Source organism: Streptomyces sp. NPDC048523 (assembly GCF_043199815.1).
Lineage (GTDB): Bacteria > Actinomycetota > Actinomycetes > Streptomycetales > Streptomycetaceae > Streptomyces.
Genome location: NZ_JBICWQ010000001.1, coordinates 791426 through 806923 on the forward strand (window position 1 = coordinate 791426; position 15498 = coordinate 806923).

Here is a 15498-nt window from a genome sequence, read left to right on the forward strand (position 1 = left end):
ATCGGAGATCACAACGGCCGTCGCGTCACTCGGACGCGGCGGCCGGTCCTCCTCTCCCCAGGTTCTGGTCACATGCGCTCTCGCACCCTGCTCCCCGCCCTCCTGCTGCTCGGCTCGCTCACCTCGGCCTGTGCGCACGGCACGTCCGAACCGCCGGTCACGGACGGCGCACGGCCCGGCTCGTCACCGTCCCCGGTCCGGACGGTCGACCCGTCGAAGATCAAGGGCCTGGAGATCGTCGACGACAACAGCGAGAACAGCTCCTGCCCCTTCGCCACCAGCTATCCGGACGTGCCGGGCGCGGAGGCGATGACGGCCACGATGAAGAAGGACGTGGAGCGTCGCCTGGCGATCTTCCGCTCCGGGGCGTGCTCGGACGGCTCGGACAGCGTGGCGGGCGGCGAGCTCAACATCAGCCACCAGTTCCTGGTGGCCTCCGGCGACGTGCTCGGCGTCCGCCTCACCACGCAGGACCACAGTGCCGCCTCGGACGGACAGTCCGCGGCGACGTACTGGTACGACGGCAGGGCGGGCGCGTCCCGCACGGCCCTTGGACTCGTCGCCGGCGCCTCCCGGGACGCCTTCGTCGCCGCGGTGAAGGATCAGCTCAGGGGCCGGGAGGGCGTGGATGCCGCCACCCTGGACGCCACGCTCTCCGGCCCCGAGGCCCGGGCAGCCGCCCTGGACGACATGGACTTCACCGCCGACGGCGCACTGCGGGTGAACCTCGACCGCGGCGAGGTGGGCGCCCCGCCCGCCGGGGCCTACACGGTCACCCTCCCCGAGGCGACGATCACGCCGTGGCTGTCCGGGTTCGGCAAGCGCGCCCAGCGGCAGACCGTGAGTCCCAGCCCGTCGCTCGACCTGGGCGCGCCCCACGTCCCCGCCCCGGCCGTCCCCACCCGCACCGCCTCCGGGGACGACGACACCGACTGCGAGAAGGTCAAGTGCCTCGCCCTGACCTTCGACGACGGACCCGCCGCCCCGGAGACCGCGACCCTGCTCACCTACCTCGCCCAGTACCGGGCACGCGTCACGTTCTTCACCGTCGGCCAGAACGTCGCCGCCCACCCCGACCTCGTGCGCGCCGAGGCGAAGGCGGGCCACGAGGTCGGCAACCACTCCTGGAACCACCCCGACCTCACCCGGCTCACCCGCGAGCAGATCGCCTCCCAGCTGGACCGCACCAGCGCCGCCGTCAAGGCCGCCACCGGCACGACCCCCACGCTGTTCCGTCCTCCCTACGGCGCGATCAGCCCCGTGGTCCGGGCCGCCACCCGCCTCTCCCCCGTGCTGTGGGACGTGGACACCGAGGACTGGAAGTACCGCGACCCCGCCAAGGTCGCCCGGACCGTCATCACCCAGGCCCACCCCGACGATGTCGTCCTCCTGCACGACATCCACCCCACGTCGGTCGCAGCCGTCCCCGAGATCCTGCGCACCCTCACCGCCCGCGGCTACCACTTCGTCACCGTCAGCCACCTGCGTGCCACGATGTGACGCAGCCGGATGCGGAGGGGCGGGCCGGGGGCGGCGCGTCGCGGAGAAGTCCATGACCATCTCTCCCTCCGCGGGGCGGCATCCGAGGTCGGTACCACGACCCGCGCCGTCTACAGCCTGTTGGCATCCCCGAACTGCTGAATCGAAACCGCCTAGCGCCGGGTGAGGCAGGTCAGGGTGACCCCGTTGGGGAACGCGGTGCGCTCGGCGACGTCGAAGGCGGTGGGGTCGAAGGCACCGTCGACCACCGGGATCCCGGCACCGGCAACGACCGGATACGTCTTGATCAGCAGCTCGTCCATCTCGGGCAGCAGGGTGCCCGCGAGCCGACCGCCCCCGCAGAGCCAGATGTCCAGGCCGGTGCCCACCTCGCCCTTGAGCTCACGGACGAGGGAAAGCGGGTCGCTCGGTACGACGGTGACGGCTGGGTCGGTGTCCGGCTTGAGGGTGCTGGACACGACGTACTGGCGCAGGTGTGCGTACGGGCTGGTGATCCCGTTGTCGAGGGCGGGACGGTAGGTACCCAGACCCATGACGACGGTGTCAAAACGCCGGTTGGGCGCGTCGGCAACGCCGACGGCCGCGCGGTAGGCGGTCGGGATGGTCTCCGGGTACAGCGCGGTCATCCAGGTCGAGTAGGCGGCGGCCTGCTGCTCATCGCCCTGCGGGAAGAAGTCGAACTCGCCACCGGGGCCGGCGATGCGGCCGTCGAGCGAGACGCCGATGTAGTACACGAGCTTCCGCATAGCCATCCCTCACACGTAGTACTCTACTTGAAGTGGTTTGAACGTAGTACTACATGTGGAGTGGTGTCAATGGTGAGACGGAACGACCAGCGGCGTGCGGCCCTCGTGGACTCGGCGATCGAGGTGTTGGCCCGGGAAGGCGCACGCGGCCTGACTTTCCGGGCTGTGGATGCCGAGGCAGCAGTGCCCGCCGGTACGGCGTCCAACTACTTCGCCAACCGCGACGACCTGCTCACTCACGCCGGCGCCCGGGTCTACGAGCGACTCCAGCCCGACGAGGCCACGATCGCTCGCCAACAGGCGGCCGGCCGCGATCGGGAAACCTATGCGGAGCTGATGCGGGAACTCGTCGGCCGCATCGCCTCCTTCCGCACCGGTTACCTCGCGCTGCTGGAACTCCGCCTCGAAGCCACCCGCCGCCCCGAACTACGCAAGGTCCTCACGCAACGAGTGCGGGCCGACGTCGACGCCAACGTCGCCTATCACGAGGCCTCCGGCCTCCCGGGCGACGCCACGGCGGTCAAGCTGCTCATCCTGACGCTGAACTGGCTGATCGTTGAGCAGCTCACGCTGCCGGACGTCTTCACGGAGGCAGAGCGTGAACACCTGGTGACGGCCGCCGTGGAGCGCATCGTGGCAGCGGAATAGACGGCGCGGCTCCAGAATGGCCCCAGCCGACTGGGGAGGAAGCGGGCTGGATCGGACCGGCCGCGGCGCGTGCCCGCCCTTGCTCCCTTCCACTGATCCGAGGTCGTGATCACCGTTGGCGCCGAAGACCGGCTGGGTGATCACCGAGAGGTCGTCGGATGCGTGCAGCCCGGCCGCGCGGATGGCCTTCAGCTGCGCGAGTCGAGCCTGCAGGGAGATTTTTTCGTCGCGATTCCGAGTGCGTTCCTTGGGCCGGGCGAGGTAGTCCTTCGCGGCCCATGCCCTCGGCGTCGGTCGGTACGGACCCCCCGGACGCGCCGACCCCGCGGTTGTCGAACGTGATCACCGGCGGCGGCATCAGGTGATGCGGGAACACCACCGGAACACCACCGGTCGGATCGAGCTCGCGGTGGGCGAACGGCACCCCGCCGACGTCGATCGTGCGGGCCCGACGGGCGATGCGCGCGAGGCCGTTGAACTGAGCCCGCACGCGATCACCGGTGTCCGTCCGCCCCCCGACTCCCCCTACCGCTCAAGAAAGTCCAGGGCTTCCGACACGAACTGCTCGTGGAACTGGAAGATGCCTCCGTGGCCGGCGTCGGGGTAGACGACCAGATCGGCGTTCGGCAGTCGCCGGGCCAGGTCGAACGAGTTCTTCGTCGGCACCATCCTGTCGTTGTCGCCGTTGGCGACGAATACGGGCTGATGGATGACGGAGAGGTCCTGCGGCTGCGCGAGCCCCCAGCGGTGGATGGCCTTGAGCTGGGCGAAGTACGAAGGGAGAGAGATCGCCTTGTCCCGGTCGTGGGTGCGCTCCTTGAGCCGGGCCAGGAACTGCTTCCCGGCTCGACGTCCACCCGCGGTGCGGGTGAAGAAGAGGAACTGCTTCGGATCCTGCAGGGTGAGCAGACCCCGGACGGTGTCGAGGTGGGACAGCCGGGTCACGTTCTTGATGCCCTCGCCACCCGCCGGACCGGTACCCGTGAGGATCAGCCTGCGGACGAGCCGCGGTTCCTCCTGCGCGATCACCTGGGCGATCATGCCGCCCATCGAGAAGCCGTGGATGTCGACCTGTTCAAACCCGAGTCCCCGGATGAGGGTGACGGCATCCCTCGCCATCTCCTCGATGGTTCTCGGCGTCGTACCACTGGAGGCGCCGACACCCCTGTTGTCGAAGGTGATGACCCGATGCCTCGCGGCGATGCCGTCGACGACCCGGGGGTCCCAGTTGTCGAGGACCGCGGCAAGGTGGGTGATGAAGACCACGGGGATGCCGGTCTTCGGACCGAGGTCGCGGTAGGCGAAGGTCACTCCGCCGGCGGTGAGGGTGCGGGTGGGCGCCTTCTTGTACGACGTCACCACGTCGCCTCGTACTTCTTGGGCGTCGTTCATGACCGTGCCCTCCTGCATGTGGGGTTCTGCACTGCGGTTGCAGTCAGTTCGGCCGACGACAAAAGCCCCGTAGAGGTCGACGACTTTTAAAGCATGACCGTAATTTCATGTAGCCGCAAGAGGTGAGCCGCACACCACAATGATCCGCCGCGTCAGACGCGCTGCCCGGCGTCCAGTAGGGCGAGGACGTTGTTCACGCCCTGTTCGAGGAGTTCTTCGGCGAGCCGGCTGTCGGTCAAGGCGCGGGACAGCTGCAGCGTTCCAGCCATCAGACCGAGGAGGCCGAGCGCCTTCACACGGGCGGAGGAAGGGTTTTCGGGGGCGATGCGGGCGGCAATACCCTCGACGAGGATCAGCACCCCGTCGGTGTACGCCTGCCTGGTCGCGTCGGCGCAGCGCCCGATCTCGTCGAGCAGAGCGGCGTTGGGGCAGCCGTCGCCAAGCATTTCACGGTGCTGGGGCGAGAGGTATCCCCGCACGATCTGCTCGAGTCCGGCACGCCCAGGTGCGGCCTGCTCGACAACACTCTCGGCCTGCACCTTCAACTGGTCGGCGATCGCCGTGGTGACGAGGTCCTCTTTCGATGCGAAGTGGGCGTAGAAGGCCCCGTTGGTGAGCCCCGCGTCCTTCATGAGGGTCGAGACCCCGGAGCCGTCGATACCGTCTTGCTTGAACCGGCGGCCCGCCGTCTCGATGATCCGCCGCCTCGTCTCCGACTTGTGCTCTTTTCCGTACCGCACCACAGCACACGCTCCCTCGCCGACCCAGAGGGCCGGTTGCCCTTTACCGACTGCGCCAGTGTATGGTATTGCGAACGTAATCCAAAGGAGGGGCGTGCCCGCTCAGGACTGCAGCTGAGCGAAGAGCGTCGCGAGGTCGCCACCTTGAACACGCGAACCTCCAGCACCTTGACCGGTCGGCCGACGCGGCGGCGAAGTCGGGGACAGCGTCGGGCAAAGAGGCCAGCACCGCGCGGGCCGGCCAGGAACGCGGCCCGGCCACCTCAGCCGGTTTTGAAGGCGTCGCCGCGCCCGCAAACGTGGGGGACACCCGGCGTCGGCATCCGCCGGTCCCGATACCCGTCCCCGCCCCCGCGAGATCGACGGCTCACGACCGGAGGCGGGCGCCTGTTCCCAGCCGGGCGGTGACGTCGCGGGCGGTGAGAGCTGAGTGATCCGCGGAGCACTCGACGACCACGCGGACGGGGGCGTCGCACTCGGTGTGGCGCACGTCCAGCACGGGGCCCTCGGAGCCGAGGGCGTAGGTCTCGCCCCACTGGGTCAGCGCCATGAGGACGGGCCAGAGGTCCCAGCCCTTGTGGGTCAGGCGGTATTCGTTGCGGGAGCGGCTGCCGGGCTCCTGGTAGGGGACGGTCCTGAGGATGCCGGCCGAGGTCAGCTTGCGGAGTCGGTCGCTGAGGACGGCCTCCGACAGGCCGATGTGACGGTGGAAGTCGTCGAAGCGGCGGACGCCGTTGACGGCGTCACGCAGGATCAGCAGCGTCCATTTCTCCCCGATCACGTCGAGCGTGCGCTGGACGGGGCAGTTCTCCGTGCTCGCCTCAAGCCACTCCATCCCGCCATCGTAGAGGACCTGACTTCGCCATTGACAGTCAGTGGAGCGCACATCTAGCTTCATTTGAGAAAGTCAGCTGACAGTCAGAGCGAAGGGCGCCGGACCGTGGGGCGAACGCGTACGTATCAATGGGACGATCCTGCGATCGCGGCGGAGGCCGCCGGGCGCATGGCCGGCATCGACTTCCTGCGTGAGCTGATGGCGGGGCGGCTGCCGGCGCCGCCGATCAACTACACCGTCGACTTCACCCTGGACGAGGTGGAGCCCGGCAGGGCGGTCTTCTCGCTGACACCGGGCGAGGAGCACTACAACCCGATCGGCAGCATGCACGGCGGCGTCTTCGCCACGCTGCTCGACTCGGCGGCGGGCTGCGCCGTCCAGACCACGCTTCCGCAGGGCATGGCGTACACATCGCTCGACCTGACCGTGAAGTTCCTGCGGCGGGTCACCGTGGACACGGGCCCGGTGCGCGCCATCGGCACGGTCCTCAGCAAGGGCCGCCAAACGGCTCTCGCCCAGGCGCAGTTGGTCGACGCCACGGACCGCCTCCTCGCCCACGCCACCAGCAGCTGCATGCTCTTCCCGGTCCCCGCACCCCGGGCGTGACTCCCGCACCTTGTCCGCCGAGCTCCGGCACGCGCGCGTCCGCGGCGCGGACAGGTGCCCCGTGCGCTTCCCGGACGGAGTGAGCACGCGCGGACAGACGCGGCCCGTGGGCTTCTCGCGCAACCCGCGCGGGGCTCATTGCACGCTGGACTCACTCCGCGCCGGGCTCATTCCGCGGGCCTCAGACGAAATGCGGGGCCGGGAACGCTTTCGATGTCTTCCGCCGGCACGGCGTGGCCGCGTTCGCAGCGGATCCGGGTGTCGACGCGCGCGCCGCATCCGCGGTGCCGTGTCAGTACGGCCGGACCCTCCGGGTCGGCGCGGTAGCGGTCGCCCCACTGCAGGAGCCCCATCACGGCCGGGACCAGATCCACGCCCTTCGGTGTGATCACGTACTTCGGCCGGCTCCGCGAACCCGGCTCCTTGTAGGTCTCGGTGACCAGGATCCCTTCCTCGACAAGCATCCGCAGCCGGGCGGCGAGAAGATTGCGGGGACAGCCGAGGACACGTTCGAAGTCGCTGAAGCGGGACGAGCCGTACCAGACCTCGCGCAGGATCAGGATCGTCCACTTCTCCCCCACGACCTCAAGGGTCCGGGCGATCGAGCAGTTCGACGTATCCCGGTCGAGACGGGCATGCATGCCGACGTCCTGGGGAGCTTCGGTCCTCGTGTCCATGGGGGTGATTCTAACTTCACCTGAGTTTACTTTTCTATACTCAGAACGTAGCGTCATGCCAGCACACAGGCGACCGGGAAGAGCACATGGAAAGGCGGCCGGCATGAAGGCATTCGTCGTCGGGAAGTACGGCAAGGACGGCGTGCGCGCCGCCGAGGTACCCGAGCCGCGCGTCGGAGACCGCGATGTTCTGGTCAGAGTGAGCGCCGCGAGCGTCAACCCGCTGGACAAGATGATCCGCAACGGGGAGTTCAAGCAGCTCATCAAGCACAAGCCTCCGTTCGTGCTCGGCCACGATGTCGCCGGAGTCGTGACCCGGGTCGGCTCCGCCGTACACGGCATCGAAGTCGGCGACGAGGTCTACGCCCGTCCGCGCGACCAGCGGATCGGAGGCTTCGCGGAGTACATCGCGATCGACATGGACGACGTCGCGCCCAAGCCGGCCTCCCTCACCCTCCAGGAGGCAGCCGCGGTGCCGCTGGTGGCCCTGGCCGCCTGGCAGCTTCTTGTCGACCGCGCCCACGTGAAGCCGGGTCAGAAGGTGCTCGTCCACGCCGGTGCCGGTGGTCTCGGCTCGACCGTCATCCAGCTCGCCAAGCACCTCGGCGCCACCGTGGCGACGACCGCGAGCACCGATTCCGAGAAGCTGGTCAGGAGCCTCGGCGCCGACGTCGTCGTCGACTACACCAAGGAGGATTTCTCCAAGGTGCTGTCCGGCTACGACCTGGTGCTGGACTCCCTGGGCGGGGCGAACCTCGAGAAATCGCTGACCGTGCTCAAGCCCGGCGGCCTGGCCATCAGTGTCGTCGGCCCGCCGGACGCGGACTTCGCCAAGCAACTCGGGGCTCCCTCCTTCCTGGGCCTGGTCATGAGCGTGCTCAGTCGCAGGATCCGCAGGCAGGCGAAGGCGCTGGGCGTGCGCTACCAGTTCTTCTTCATGCAGGCCAACGGCTCCCAACTGCGCGAGCTCGGCGCCCTCTACGACAGCGGGAAGCTCCGCCCGGTCATCGACAGCACCTTCCCGTTCGACCGGACGCTCGAGGCGATGGCACACGTCGAGCAGGGCCGCACCAAGGCCGGCAAGGTCGTTGTCTCGATGCTGCCCGGCAACGACTGACCGTCGGCGCCCGGCATCGACTGAGACCCTGCCGAACGCAGTGCCCCTACGAGCCGTACGGCAGCGTCCCCACGTCGAGCGACGGCCGTTGCCAGCGCGGTGTGCGGTCCTTGTCGACCAGGGCCGCGCGGACACCCTCCAGGAAGTCCGGTGTGCGGATGACGGTCCGCCCCAGGGCGAGTTCCGCGTCGAGGCACTCGCGCAACGGGCGCTGCCTGCCCCGGGCCAGCAGGGCGTGAGTGATCTCCAGGCTCTGCGGTGAGGCGGACTCCAGGGCGACCGACGTGGCCGCCGCCCACGGGGTATCGAGGTGGCGCAGACGTTTCTCGATCTCGCCGAGGGTCGGCGCACCGAACACCCGGTCCACGTCTTCGCGCACCTCCGCCAGCCTGCTCTGTGCCACCGGAGAACGGCCGGCGAGGCGGTTCAGGACCACGTCCACGGGGTCGCCGGGACGGTCGGCCAGAGCGTCGCCGACCGAGTCGATGCGGTGAGTGGGGACGAAGTGCGTGGCCAGGCCCGTGTAGAGGGCGTCGGCCGCGTCGAGCCGGTGCCCGGTCAGTCCCAGGTACATGCCGATCGCTCCGGGCAGCCGCGGCAGGAAGTAACTGGCCCCGACGTCCGGGAAGAAGCCGATCCCGGTCTCGGGCATCGCCAGCGCCGCGCGCTCGGTGACGACGCGGAAGCCGCCGTGGACGGACAGGCCGAGGCCGCCGCCCATGCACAGGCCGTCGATGAGCGACACGACCGGCACGGGGTACTCGGCGATCCGGGCGTTGAGCCGGTACTCGGTGGCGAAGAACCGCTCACTGGCCCCGGCGTCCCCGGCGAGGCTGTGCTCGCGGATCGCGCGGATGTCTCCGCCGGCGCAGAACGCCTTCGGGCCGGTACTGGCGAGCACCACGGCGGACAGCGGTGCGTGTTCCCACCCGGCGAGGACACGGTCGATGGCGACGATCATGTCTGTCGTCAGGGCGTTGAGTGCCTTGGGCCGGTTCAACAGGATGCGGCCGACGCCCCGGTGGACGTCGGCGAGAATCTCGGCCTCAACGGTGTCGGTCATCGGTCGTCATCCCGTTTCCGCGCGAATCCGGCTGTCGTATGGGCGAGTGGGCACCTCAAGATCCTGACACAGGATCCGGAGCGCTCCACGAGCTCGTCGGCGGCCAAGGCGTCGGCGGACGGGCCGGGGCAGCATCGCGATTCCTGATCACGCACGATCATTCGGCGGCAACTCCGTACGCGAACGTGCACCCCCGCGACGACTTCGGGCCGCCCTGGAATCGCCTGAGGGTCCCGAGACCTGCAACTACGAGCGCGCGACGGTCAACCACATCCTGTCGTCTCTGCATCCCGAGGGCGGACTGGTGTATTTCACGCCCGTGCGACCTGGCCACTACCGCGTGGTGTCGACGCCCCAGAACTGCTTCTGGTGCTGCGTCGGCACCGGGCTGAAGAACCATGCGAAATACGGTGAGTTGGGGTACACCGCCGAGGACGGCGACCTCGACGGCCACCTGGCGATCCACCTACGCGTCCCCGGCTGGCACGACGGGCCGCCGCAGGTCCGTGTCAACGGCGCACCGGCCGGGGGGGCACGCCCCGCTCACGACGCGCCGCGGGGAAGGCGGACGGCCCCTGACCTACGTGCGTCCGGAGCGGCAGTGGCGTGCAGGGCACACGATCACCATGCGCCTTCGCCCGCGTGTCAGCGCGGAACTGCTCCCCGACGGCTCGCCGTGGGTGTCGTTCCGCTACGGCCCCCGTGCTCGCGGCCGAGGGCGACCGAGGTGACCTGGTCGGGCACTTCGCCGACGACTCCCGGATGGGACACGTCGTCGGCGGCCCGCTGCGTCCCCTGGAGCACCTGCCCGTCGTACTCGCCCGCAGCACCTCCGAGCTGGCGGCCGTTGTGCGCCGACTCGCCCCGGACCGGCCGGCGTTCGCCCTTGAGCATGTGGACGCACGACCTGGTGAGTCCGTCGTCCTCGTCCCGTTCGCCGGCATCCACGAATCCCGCTACATTCCCTACTTCCCCGTGGCGGAACCGGAACGGCTGTACGACCGCACGGTCGACGCCGTTGCCGCGGGCGAGCAACAGCCGGAGAGCGACCACCGGTTCGAGAGGCAGGACACCTGGTCGGAGCTCACCGGCGGGGCGAGGTGGCGGGCCGCCACCGGCCTGCAGGTGAGCCTCCTTCCCCCAGCCGGAGCCGGGCCGACCCGTGTCCTGGTCGACGGGCAGGTGATGGACACGCTCACGCCCGAGGCCGAGGCCGAGGAAGTCTCCCGAGTGCTCCCGCTCCACGCGGATCGTTCCGCCGGGCCCGTCGAGGTGCGCTTCGAAGCGGTCGGTCCGGCGGCCACCATCCGGCTGCGCGAAAAGCGCCTCGTGCGCTGACCCGACTGTCGAAGCGCATCGACGCTCGCTGCCGCCCCTGCTCACTGGCAATCTTCCCTGATCAAGAAACTTTCGCTCTGTCATTGCTCTTGTTTCGCAAGAAACACGTCCGTTAACTTCCCCTACAAGTGAAGCGCTTCGACACTGCGCACCGAGCCGGACGCTCGCTGAGCGCCCTGCCGTTCACTCGACGAAAGGACGACCGAGGGTGCCCCCTCAGACCCCTCCCGCCCGCGCCGCCAACCCCGTGCTCCCCGGGTTCCACCCCGACCCGAGCATCTGCCGTGTCGGCGACGACTACTACCTCGCCTGCTCAAGCTTCGAGTACTTCCCCGGCGTACCCCTCTTCCACAGCCGTGACCTGGTGCACTGGCGGCAGATCGGCAACGCGCTGGACCGGCCGGAGCAGTTGCGTCTGCCGGCCTCCATGGCGTCCTCGGGCGGCATCTACGCCCCCACCCTGCGCCACCACGACGGCCGTTTCTGGCTGATCGTCACCAACTGCAGCGAGGGCGGTGGCAACTTCGTCGTCACGGCCACCGACCCGGCCGGCCCCTGGTCGGATCCCGTCCCGGCGCCGGGCGTGCCCGGGATCGATCCCGACCTGGCCTGGGACGAGGACGGCACCTGCTGGTGCACGGTCGCCGGGGTGTCGCAGGTCCGCCTCGACCCGGCCACCGGTGAGACGTACGGAACCCCCCGCAAACTCTGGTCCGGCGGCCCCGGCGCGAAGGCCCCGGAGGCGCCGCACCTGTACCGGATCGGCGACTACTGGTACCTGCTCATCGCCGAGGGCGGCACCGAGCGCGGCCACGGCGTGTCGATCGCCCGCGGCCGTAGCCCCCAGGGTCCGTTCGAGGCGTGCCCCGCCAACCCGGTCCTCACCCACCGCGGCACCGACCACCCCGTGCAGAACACCGGCCACGCGGACCTGGTCCAGGCGCCCGACGGCTCCTGGTGGATGGTCTTCCTCGGCGTACGGCCACGCGGTGGCACCCCCGGCTGGCACGTGCTCGGCCGGGAGACCTTCCTGGCGCCGGTGACCTGGGAGGACGGCTGGCCGGTCGTCGGCGAGGTCACCCTGGAGCCGCTCGAGCTCCCCTGGCCGCTCTCCCCCGCGCCCGCCGAGGAACGGCGCGACGACTTCGAACTCGGCGAGCTCGGACCGGCCTGGATTTCCGTCCGGGACCGCGACCCCGAGCTCTGCACCACCAAGGAGCGCCCCGGATGGCTGACGCTCCGCGCCCGGGGCGGCTCCCTGGACGAGCCCGACGTGGTGTTCACCGGCCGGCGCCAGCAGCACCTCACCTGCCGGGCCCGCACCCTCGTCGACCCGGCGCAGGGCCGCGGCGGCCTCGCCGTCCGGCTGGACGAACGGCACCACTACGCGATCGAGGCGTCCGGGACGGACGTACGGGTGATCGCGCGCGTCGGCTCCTTGCGCACGGTCGTGGCCGAGGGCTCCGTACCCGCCGGGCCACTGGTCCTCGCCGTCACGATCAGCGACCCACCGCCTCCGCACGGACCGTGCACCGGACCCGACGTCGTCTCCCTCGGCATCGAGCAACCCGACGGCACCTTCACCGAGTTCGCGTCCCTCGACGGCCGCTATCTGTCGACCGAGGTCGCCGGCGGCTTCACCGGCCGGGTCATCGGCATGTACGCCGCCGAAGGCACCGTCCACTTCGACTGGTTCGACTACGAGCCTCTCGAAGGCTGAACCGACCCAGCTGCGCGACCGACAGGACGCATCGTGGACGCCGGCCGACCGTGTCGTCGATGGTCATGCCCACGGTGTCGTGGAGACCGAACTCAGCTCCACGAGGTCGCTGCGGTTCTTGGGGACCTTGCGGTAGCCGTGCTGGGCGATGGTCACCGATGGGGGTACCCCGCCGCGCTCACGATGGTCGTCCGACGAAGGTGTTCCCGCTCGGTTGTCCGGCACGGTCGCGTTTCCCCATCGCCTCGCCTGCTGCCGTCGTCATTCTCGCAGGTCAGTTGTCACCCGCATCCGGCTCGGGCGCCGCGTCCCCCGCCGGGCCGCCGCGGAGCATGGCCCGGTAGAGGGCGTCGTGTCCGGGTGAGGCGGGCAGCGGGCCGCGGGCCGGGGTCTCGAAGGACTGGATCAGCAGGGCGACGACGCGGCGCCAGGCGTCCGGGGCGGCGCCGCCGGTCGCGCTGACGACTCCGGCGTTGGCCATGTGCAGCAGTACCAGGTCCGAGGAGTCGAAGTCCTCGCGCAGCCGGCCCGCGGCCTTGGCCCGGCCGATGAGCTCCACCATGCCCTCGTAGGCCTCGTTGCGGCGCTGCTCCAGGGCCTTGGCGGTGGGAAAGGTCGAGGTCAGGACGTCGGCGAAGCCGGAGTCGGCGGCCTGCATCGCGCAGGCGGTCTCGATGTAGCCGACGAAACCGTGCCAGGGGTCGGGGTCGTCGAGGGCGGCGGCGACCACGTCGGCGTAGGCGTCCATGCGGTCGATGAAGACGGCGTCGACCAGCTCCTCCTTCGTGGGGAAGCGGCGGAACATGGTGGCGATCCCCACCCCGGCCTCGCGCGCCACGGAGGCCATCGAGGCGCCCAGCCCCTCCCGCGCGAACACCACCCGCGCCGCGGCGATGATCCGCTCCCGGTTGCGCTCGGCGTCACTGCGCAGCGGCGGGGAGGCGGGGACACCGGAGTGCTGGGCACCAGGATTCATACCGGCCACTCTAGCAACCGGATTGCCCTATCCATTTTTGGTGCTACGGTTGGCGGCGGCGAACCGGAAAGCCCTATCCGTTCCCAATTCGGATAGGGCTATCCGATTCCTGCTTCCTTCAACTGGCTTGTGTGAAAGGATTGTTGTGACCAGCATCGCCATCATCGGAGCCGGCCCCCAACTGGGTCTGGCCATCGCTCGTACCTTCGGCTCCCACGGCCTGGACGTCGCCCTGATCTCCCGCAACCGCGACAAGCTGGACGGTCTGGTAGGCAAGCTCAGGGCCGAGGGCATCACCGCCGCCGCCTTCCCGCGGACGTCCTCGACCATGACGCGCTCACCCGGGCACTCACGGAGGCCGCCGCACGGTTCGGCGGGATCGACGTCCTGGAGTACTCCCCGGTGGGGACGTTCACCTCCACCGCTCTGACCACTCCGGCCGAGACCGAGCCGTCCCATGTGCAGCACGAGATCGAGTTCCAGCTCTACGGCGCCATCGCCGCCACCAAGGCGGTGCTGCCGGCGATGCGGGAGGCCGGCGCGGGCACGCTGCTCTACACCACCGGCGCGGGCTCCATCGACCCCGTCCCCCAGGTCGGGAACGTCAACGCGGCCGCCGCCGCGCTGCGCAACTGGGCGATCAACCTCCACAAGGAGCTGGACGGCACCGGCGTCCAGGCCGCCCACGTCGGCATCGACGTGTCGATCGGCACGCCGGCCGTCCCCGGCTTCCCGACGGCACAGCCGGAGGAGATCTCCCCCGTCTACTGGGAGCTGCACACCACCAGGCGCGGCCAGGCCGAACTCGTCTTCAGCCGCTGACACCGCACATCCAGGTCACGAAAAGGGAAGCGGCGTTCGATCGTACGATGGGGTGCCCTACGGCAGTCTGGTGAGAGAGAGCAAGCCGTGACCGACACCAGCAACACCCGGCCCGCCGACAGGGAAGCGCAAGCTCCGCGGCAGAGTCGGCTGCTCCGCCTGATGCGCTATCTCCCCCTGATCGCCCCCGTCCTGCTGTGGGCGGTGCCCTGCTGGGTGCTGCTGTACACCGGCCAGCACTGGCCGCTGCCCGTGACCCTGGTAGGCACCGCCCTGTTCGTTCTCGGCCTCGCCGGTATGCCGCTCGCGATGGCGCGCGGCCATGGCCGGCGCCAGCAGGACCGGGCGGCGATCCTCGGTGACACCCTGCTGGGCGCCAGTTGGGTCCTGTTCACCTGGTCCGTTCTGCTCGGCGTCTTCCTGCGGCTCGCTCTGACCGTGGCCGGCGTCGGCGAGAGTCAGGACCGGGCCCGAACCGTCACCTGGGCCGTCCTCGGCGTGACCGCCCTGCTGCTCGTCTGGGGCTACACCGAGGCCCGCCGTGTGCCACGGGTGCGCCGGCTCGACGTACAACTCCCGCGGCTGGGTGCCGGGTTGGACGGCCTGCGCGTCGTCCTCATCACCGACACCCACTACGGCCCGCTCGATCGCGCCCGCTGGTCGGCACGGGTGTGCGAGACGGTGAACACGCTGGAAGCGGACGTGGTCTGCCACACCGGCGACATCGCGGACGGCACGGCCGAACGGCGCCGCGCGCAGGCCACCCCGCTCGGGACCGTGCGGGCCACCCGGGCCCGTGTCTACGTCACCGGCAACCACGAGTACTACAGCGAGGCGCAGGGCTGGGTCGACCTGATGGACGAGCTGGGCTGGGAGCCGCTGCGCAACCGCCATCTGCTGCTCGAACGCGGAGGCGACACCCTCGTGGTCGCCGGCGTGGACGACGTCACCGCCGAGTCCTCGGGGCTGGCCGGTCACCGCGCCCACCTCGCCGGAGCCCTGAACGGCGCCGACCCCGACCTGCCCGTCCTGCTTCTGGCCCACCAGCCCAAGTTCGTCGACCGGGCGGCGGCCGCCGGCATCGACCTCCAGCTCTCCGGCCACACCCACGGCGGCCAGATCTGGCCCTTCCACCACCTGGTCCGCATCGACCAGCCCGCCCTCGCCGGCCTCAGCCGGCACGGCACCCGCACCCTGCTCTACACCAGCCGCGGCACCGGCTTCTGGGGCCCGCCGTTCCGCGTCTTCGCCCCCAGCGAGATCACCCTGCTCGTGCTTCGCTCCCCTCACCTGCCCCCTGCGCCGTAGCACCGGGCGG

Annotated in this window: 15 protein-coding genes and 2 pseudogenes; 10 read left to right on the forward strand and 7 right to left on the reverse strand. The window is 70.0% G+C overall.

The window, feature by feature from the left end; all coding sequences use genetic code 11:
- Positions 1-72 precede the first annotated feature (72 nt).
- Entirely contained in the window at positions 73-1500 is a 1428-nt protein-coding gene (locus ACGFWE_RS03595) for a polysaccharide deacetylase family protein (RefSeq protein ID WP_393597568.1), read from the forward strand.
- A gap of 152 nt (positions 1501-1652) precedes the next feature.
- On the opposite strand, the gene ACGFWE_RS03600 is transcribed toward ACGFWE_RS03595, so the two are convergent.
- On the reverse strand, positions 1653-2246 hold the full coding sequence (locus tag ACGFWE_RS03600; protein ID WP_352384575.1) for a dihydrofolate reductase family protein: 594 nt from the start codon (positions 2244-2246) through the stop codon (positions 1653-1655).
- A 69-nt stretch (positions 2247-2315) separates the two neighbouring features.
- Between ACGFWE_RS03600 and ACGFWE_RS03605 the strand changes: the two genes are divergently transcribed.
- Positions 2316-2894 carry a TetR family transcriptional regulator gene (locus tag ACGFWE_RS03605; RefSeq protein WP_352384574.1) on the forward strand — a complete coding sequence of 193 codons (579 nt, stop codon included), beginning with the start codon at positions 2316-2318 and terminating at the stop codon, positions 2892-2894.
- A gap of 525 nt (positions 2895-3419) precedes the next feature.
- Here the strand turns inward: ACGFWE_RS03605 and ACGFWE_RS03610 are convergent.
- From ACGFWE_RS03610 to ACGFWE_RS03620, 3 genes are all read right to left on the reverse strand, one after another.
- Positions 3420-4286: an alpha/beta hydrolase gene (locus tag ACGFWE_RS03610; RefSeq protein ID WP_352384572.1), complete on the reverse strand. Its 867-nt coding sequence runs from the start codon at positions 4284-4286 to the stop codon at positions 3420-3422.
- 152 nt (positions 4287-4438) lie between these two features.
- A complete protein-coding gene (locus ACGFWE_RS03615; RefSeq protein WP_352384570.1) occupies positions 4439-5029 on the reverse strand; it encodes a TetR/AcrR family transcriptional regulator in 591 nt (196 codons plus the stop codon).
- A 364-nt stretch (positions 5030-5393) separates the two neighbouring features.
- Positions 5394-5861: a winged helix-turn-helix transcriptional regulator gene (locus ACGFWE_RS03620; protein WP_393597571.1), complete on the reverse strand. Its 468-nt coding sequence runs from the start codon at positions 5859-5861 to the stop codon at positions 5394-5396.
- Between the two features lie 105 nt (positions 5862-5966).
- Between ACGFWE_RS03620 and ACGFWE_RS03625 the strand changes: the two genes are divergently transcribed.
- Positions 5967-6467 carry a PaaI family thioesterase gene (locus tag ACGFWE_RS03625; RefSeq protein ID WP_393597573.1) on the forward strand — a complete coding sequence of 167 codons (501 nt, stop codon included), beginning with the start codon at positions 5967-5969 and terminating at the stop codon, positions 6465-6467.
- A gap of 167 nt (positions 6468-6634) precedes the next feature.
- On the opposite strand, the gene ACGFWE_RS03630 is transcribed toward ACGFWE_RS03625, so the two are convergent.
- Entirely contained in the window at positions 6635-7108 is a 474-nt protein-coding gene (locus ACGFWE_RS03630; protein ID WP_393598919.1) for a winged helix-turn-helix transcriptional regulator, read from the reverse strand.
- A 139-nt stretch (positions 7109-7247) separates the two neighbouring features.
- Between ACGFWE_RS03630 and ACGFWE_RS03635 the strand changes: the two genes are divergently transcribed.
- On the forward strand, positions 7248-8261 hold the full coding sequence (locus ACGFWE_RS03635; protein ID WP_393597575.1) for an NADP-dependent oxidoreductase: 1014 nt from the start codon (positions 7248-7250) through the stop codon (positions 8259-8261).
- A gap of 46 nt (positions 8262-8307) precedes the next feature.
- Here ACGFWE_RS03635 and ACGFWE_RS03640 read toward each other — a convergent pair whose 3' ends face one another.
- Positions 8308-9324 carry an enoyl-CoA hydratase/isomerase family protein gene (locus ACGFWE_RS03640; RefSeq protein ID WP_393597577.1) on the reverse strand — a complete coding sequence of 339 codons (1017 nt, stop codon included), beginning with the start codon at positions 9322-9324 and terminating at the stop codon, positions 8308-8310.
- Between the two features lie 214 nt (positions 9325-9538).
- Here ACGFWE_RS03640 and ACGFWE_RS03645 point away from each other — a divergent pair.
- From ACGFWE_RS03645 to ACGFWE_RS03655, 3 genes and pseudogenes are all read left to right on the forward strand, one after another.
- Positions 9539-9727: pseudogene (locus ACGFWE_RS03645) on the forward strand (beta-L-arabinofuranosidase domain-containing protein); the annotation flags it as partial.
- 299 nt (positions 9728-10026) lie between these two features.
- Positions 10027-10662, forward strand: a complete 636-nt coding sequence (locus ACGFWE_RS03650) for a DUF4986 domain-containing protein (protein ID WP_393597579.1) — start codon at positions 10027-10029, stop codon at positions 10660-10662.
- Between the two features lie 208 nt (positions 10663-10870).
- Positions 10871-12382, forward strand: a complete 1512-nt coding sequence (locus tag ACGFWE_RS03655; protein WP_393597581.1) for a glycoside hydrolase family 43 protein — start codon at positions 10871-10873, stop codon at positions 12380-12382.
- A gap of 274 nt (positions 12383-12656) precedes the next feature.
- Here the strand turns inward: ACGFWE_RS03655 and ACGFWE_RS03660 are convergent, their stop codons facing one another.
- Entirely contained in the window at positions 12657-13358 is a 702-nt protein-coding gene (locus ACGFWE_RS03660; protein WP_393597583.1) for a TetR/AcrR family transcriptional regulator, read from the reverse strand.
- Between the two features lie 145 nt (positions 13359-13503).
- Between ACGFWE_RS03660 and ACGFWE_RS03665 the strand changes: the two genes are divergently transcribed.
- The 3 genes and pseudogenes from ACGFWE_RS03665 to ACGFWE_RS03675 all read left to right on the forward strand — a co-directional run bounded on the left by ACGFWE_RS03665 (position 13504) and on the right by ACGFWE_RS03675 (position 15488).
- Positions 13504-13788: a hypothetical protein gene (locus ACGFWE_RS03665; protein WP_393597585.1), complete on the forward strand. Its 285-nt coding sequence runs from the start codon at positions 13504-13506 to the stop codon at positions 13786-13788.
- A pseudogene (locus ACGFWE_RS03670) lies at positions 13713-14180 on the forward strand (SDR family NAD(P)-dependent oxidoreductase); the annotation flags it as partial. The gene ACGFWE_RS03665 and the pseudogene ACGFWE_RS03670, both read left to right, overlap by 76 nt.
- Before the next feature lie 87 nt (positions 14181-14267).
- Positions 14268-15488 (forward strand): metallophosphoesterase, encoded by a 1221-nt coding sequence (locus tag ACGFWE_RS03675; RefSeq protein ID WP_393597587.1) that lies wholly within the window; start codon positions 14268-14270, stop codon positions 15486-15488.
- Positions 15489-15498: the final 10 nt, after the last annotated feature.

Bases quoted from the DNA above. Each gene is read 5' to 3' on its own strand.
- ACGFWE_RS03610 (WP_352384572.1), bottom strand. From the start codon at position 4,286: ATGAACGACGCCCAAGAAGTACGAGGCGACGTGGTGACGTCGTACAAG.
- ACGFWE_RS03630 (WP_393598919.1), bottom strand. From the start codon at position 7,108: ATGCATGCCCGTCTCGACCGGGATACGTCGAACTGCTCGATCGCCCGG.
- ACGFWE_RS03640 (WP_393597577.1), bottom strand. From the start codon at position 9,324: ATGACCGACACCGTTGAGGCCGAGATTCTCGCCGACGTCCACCGGGGC.
- ACGFWE_RS03595 (WP_393597568.1), top strand. From the start codon at position 73: ATGCGCTCTCGCACCCTGCTCCCCGCCCTCCTGCTGCTCGGCTCGCTC.
- ACGFWE_RS03660 (WP_393597583.1), bottom strand. From the start codon at position 13,358: ATGAATCCTGGTGCCCAGCACTCCGGTGTCCCCGCCTCCCCGCCGCTG.
- ACGFWE_RS03620 (WP_393597571.1), bottom strand. From the start codon at position 5,861: ATGGAGTGGCTTGAGGCGAGCACGGAGAACTGCCCCGTCCAGCGCACG.
- ACGFWE_RS03605 (WP_352384574.1), top strand. From the start codon at position 2,316: ATGGTGAGACGGAACGACCAGCGGCGTGCGGCCCTCGTGGACTCGGCG.
- ACGFWE_RS03600 (WP_352384575.1), bottom strand. From the start codon at position 2,246: ATGCGGAAGCTCGTGTACTACATCGGCGTCTCGCTCGACGGCCGCATC.
- ACGFWE_RS03635 (WP_393597575.1), top strand. From the start codon at position 7,248: ATGAAGGCATTCGTCGTCGGGAAGTACGGCAAGGACGGCGTGCGCGCC.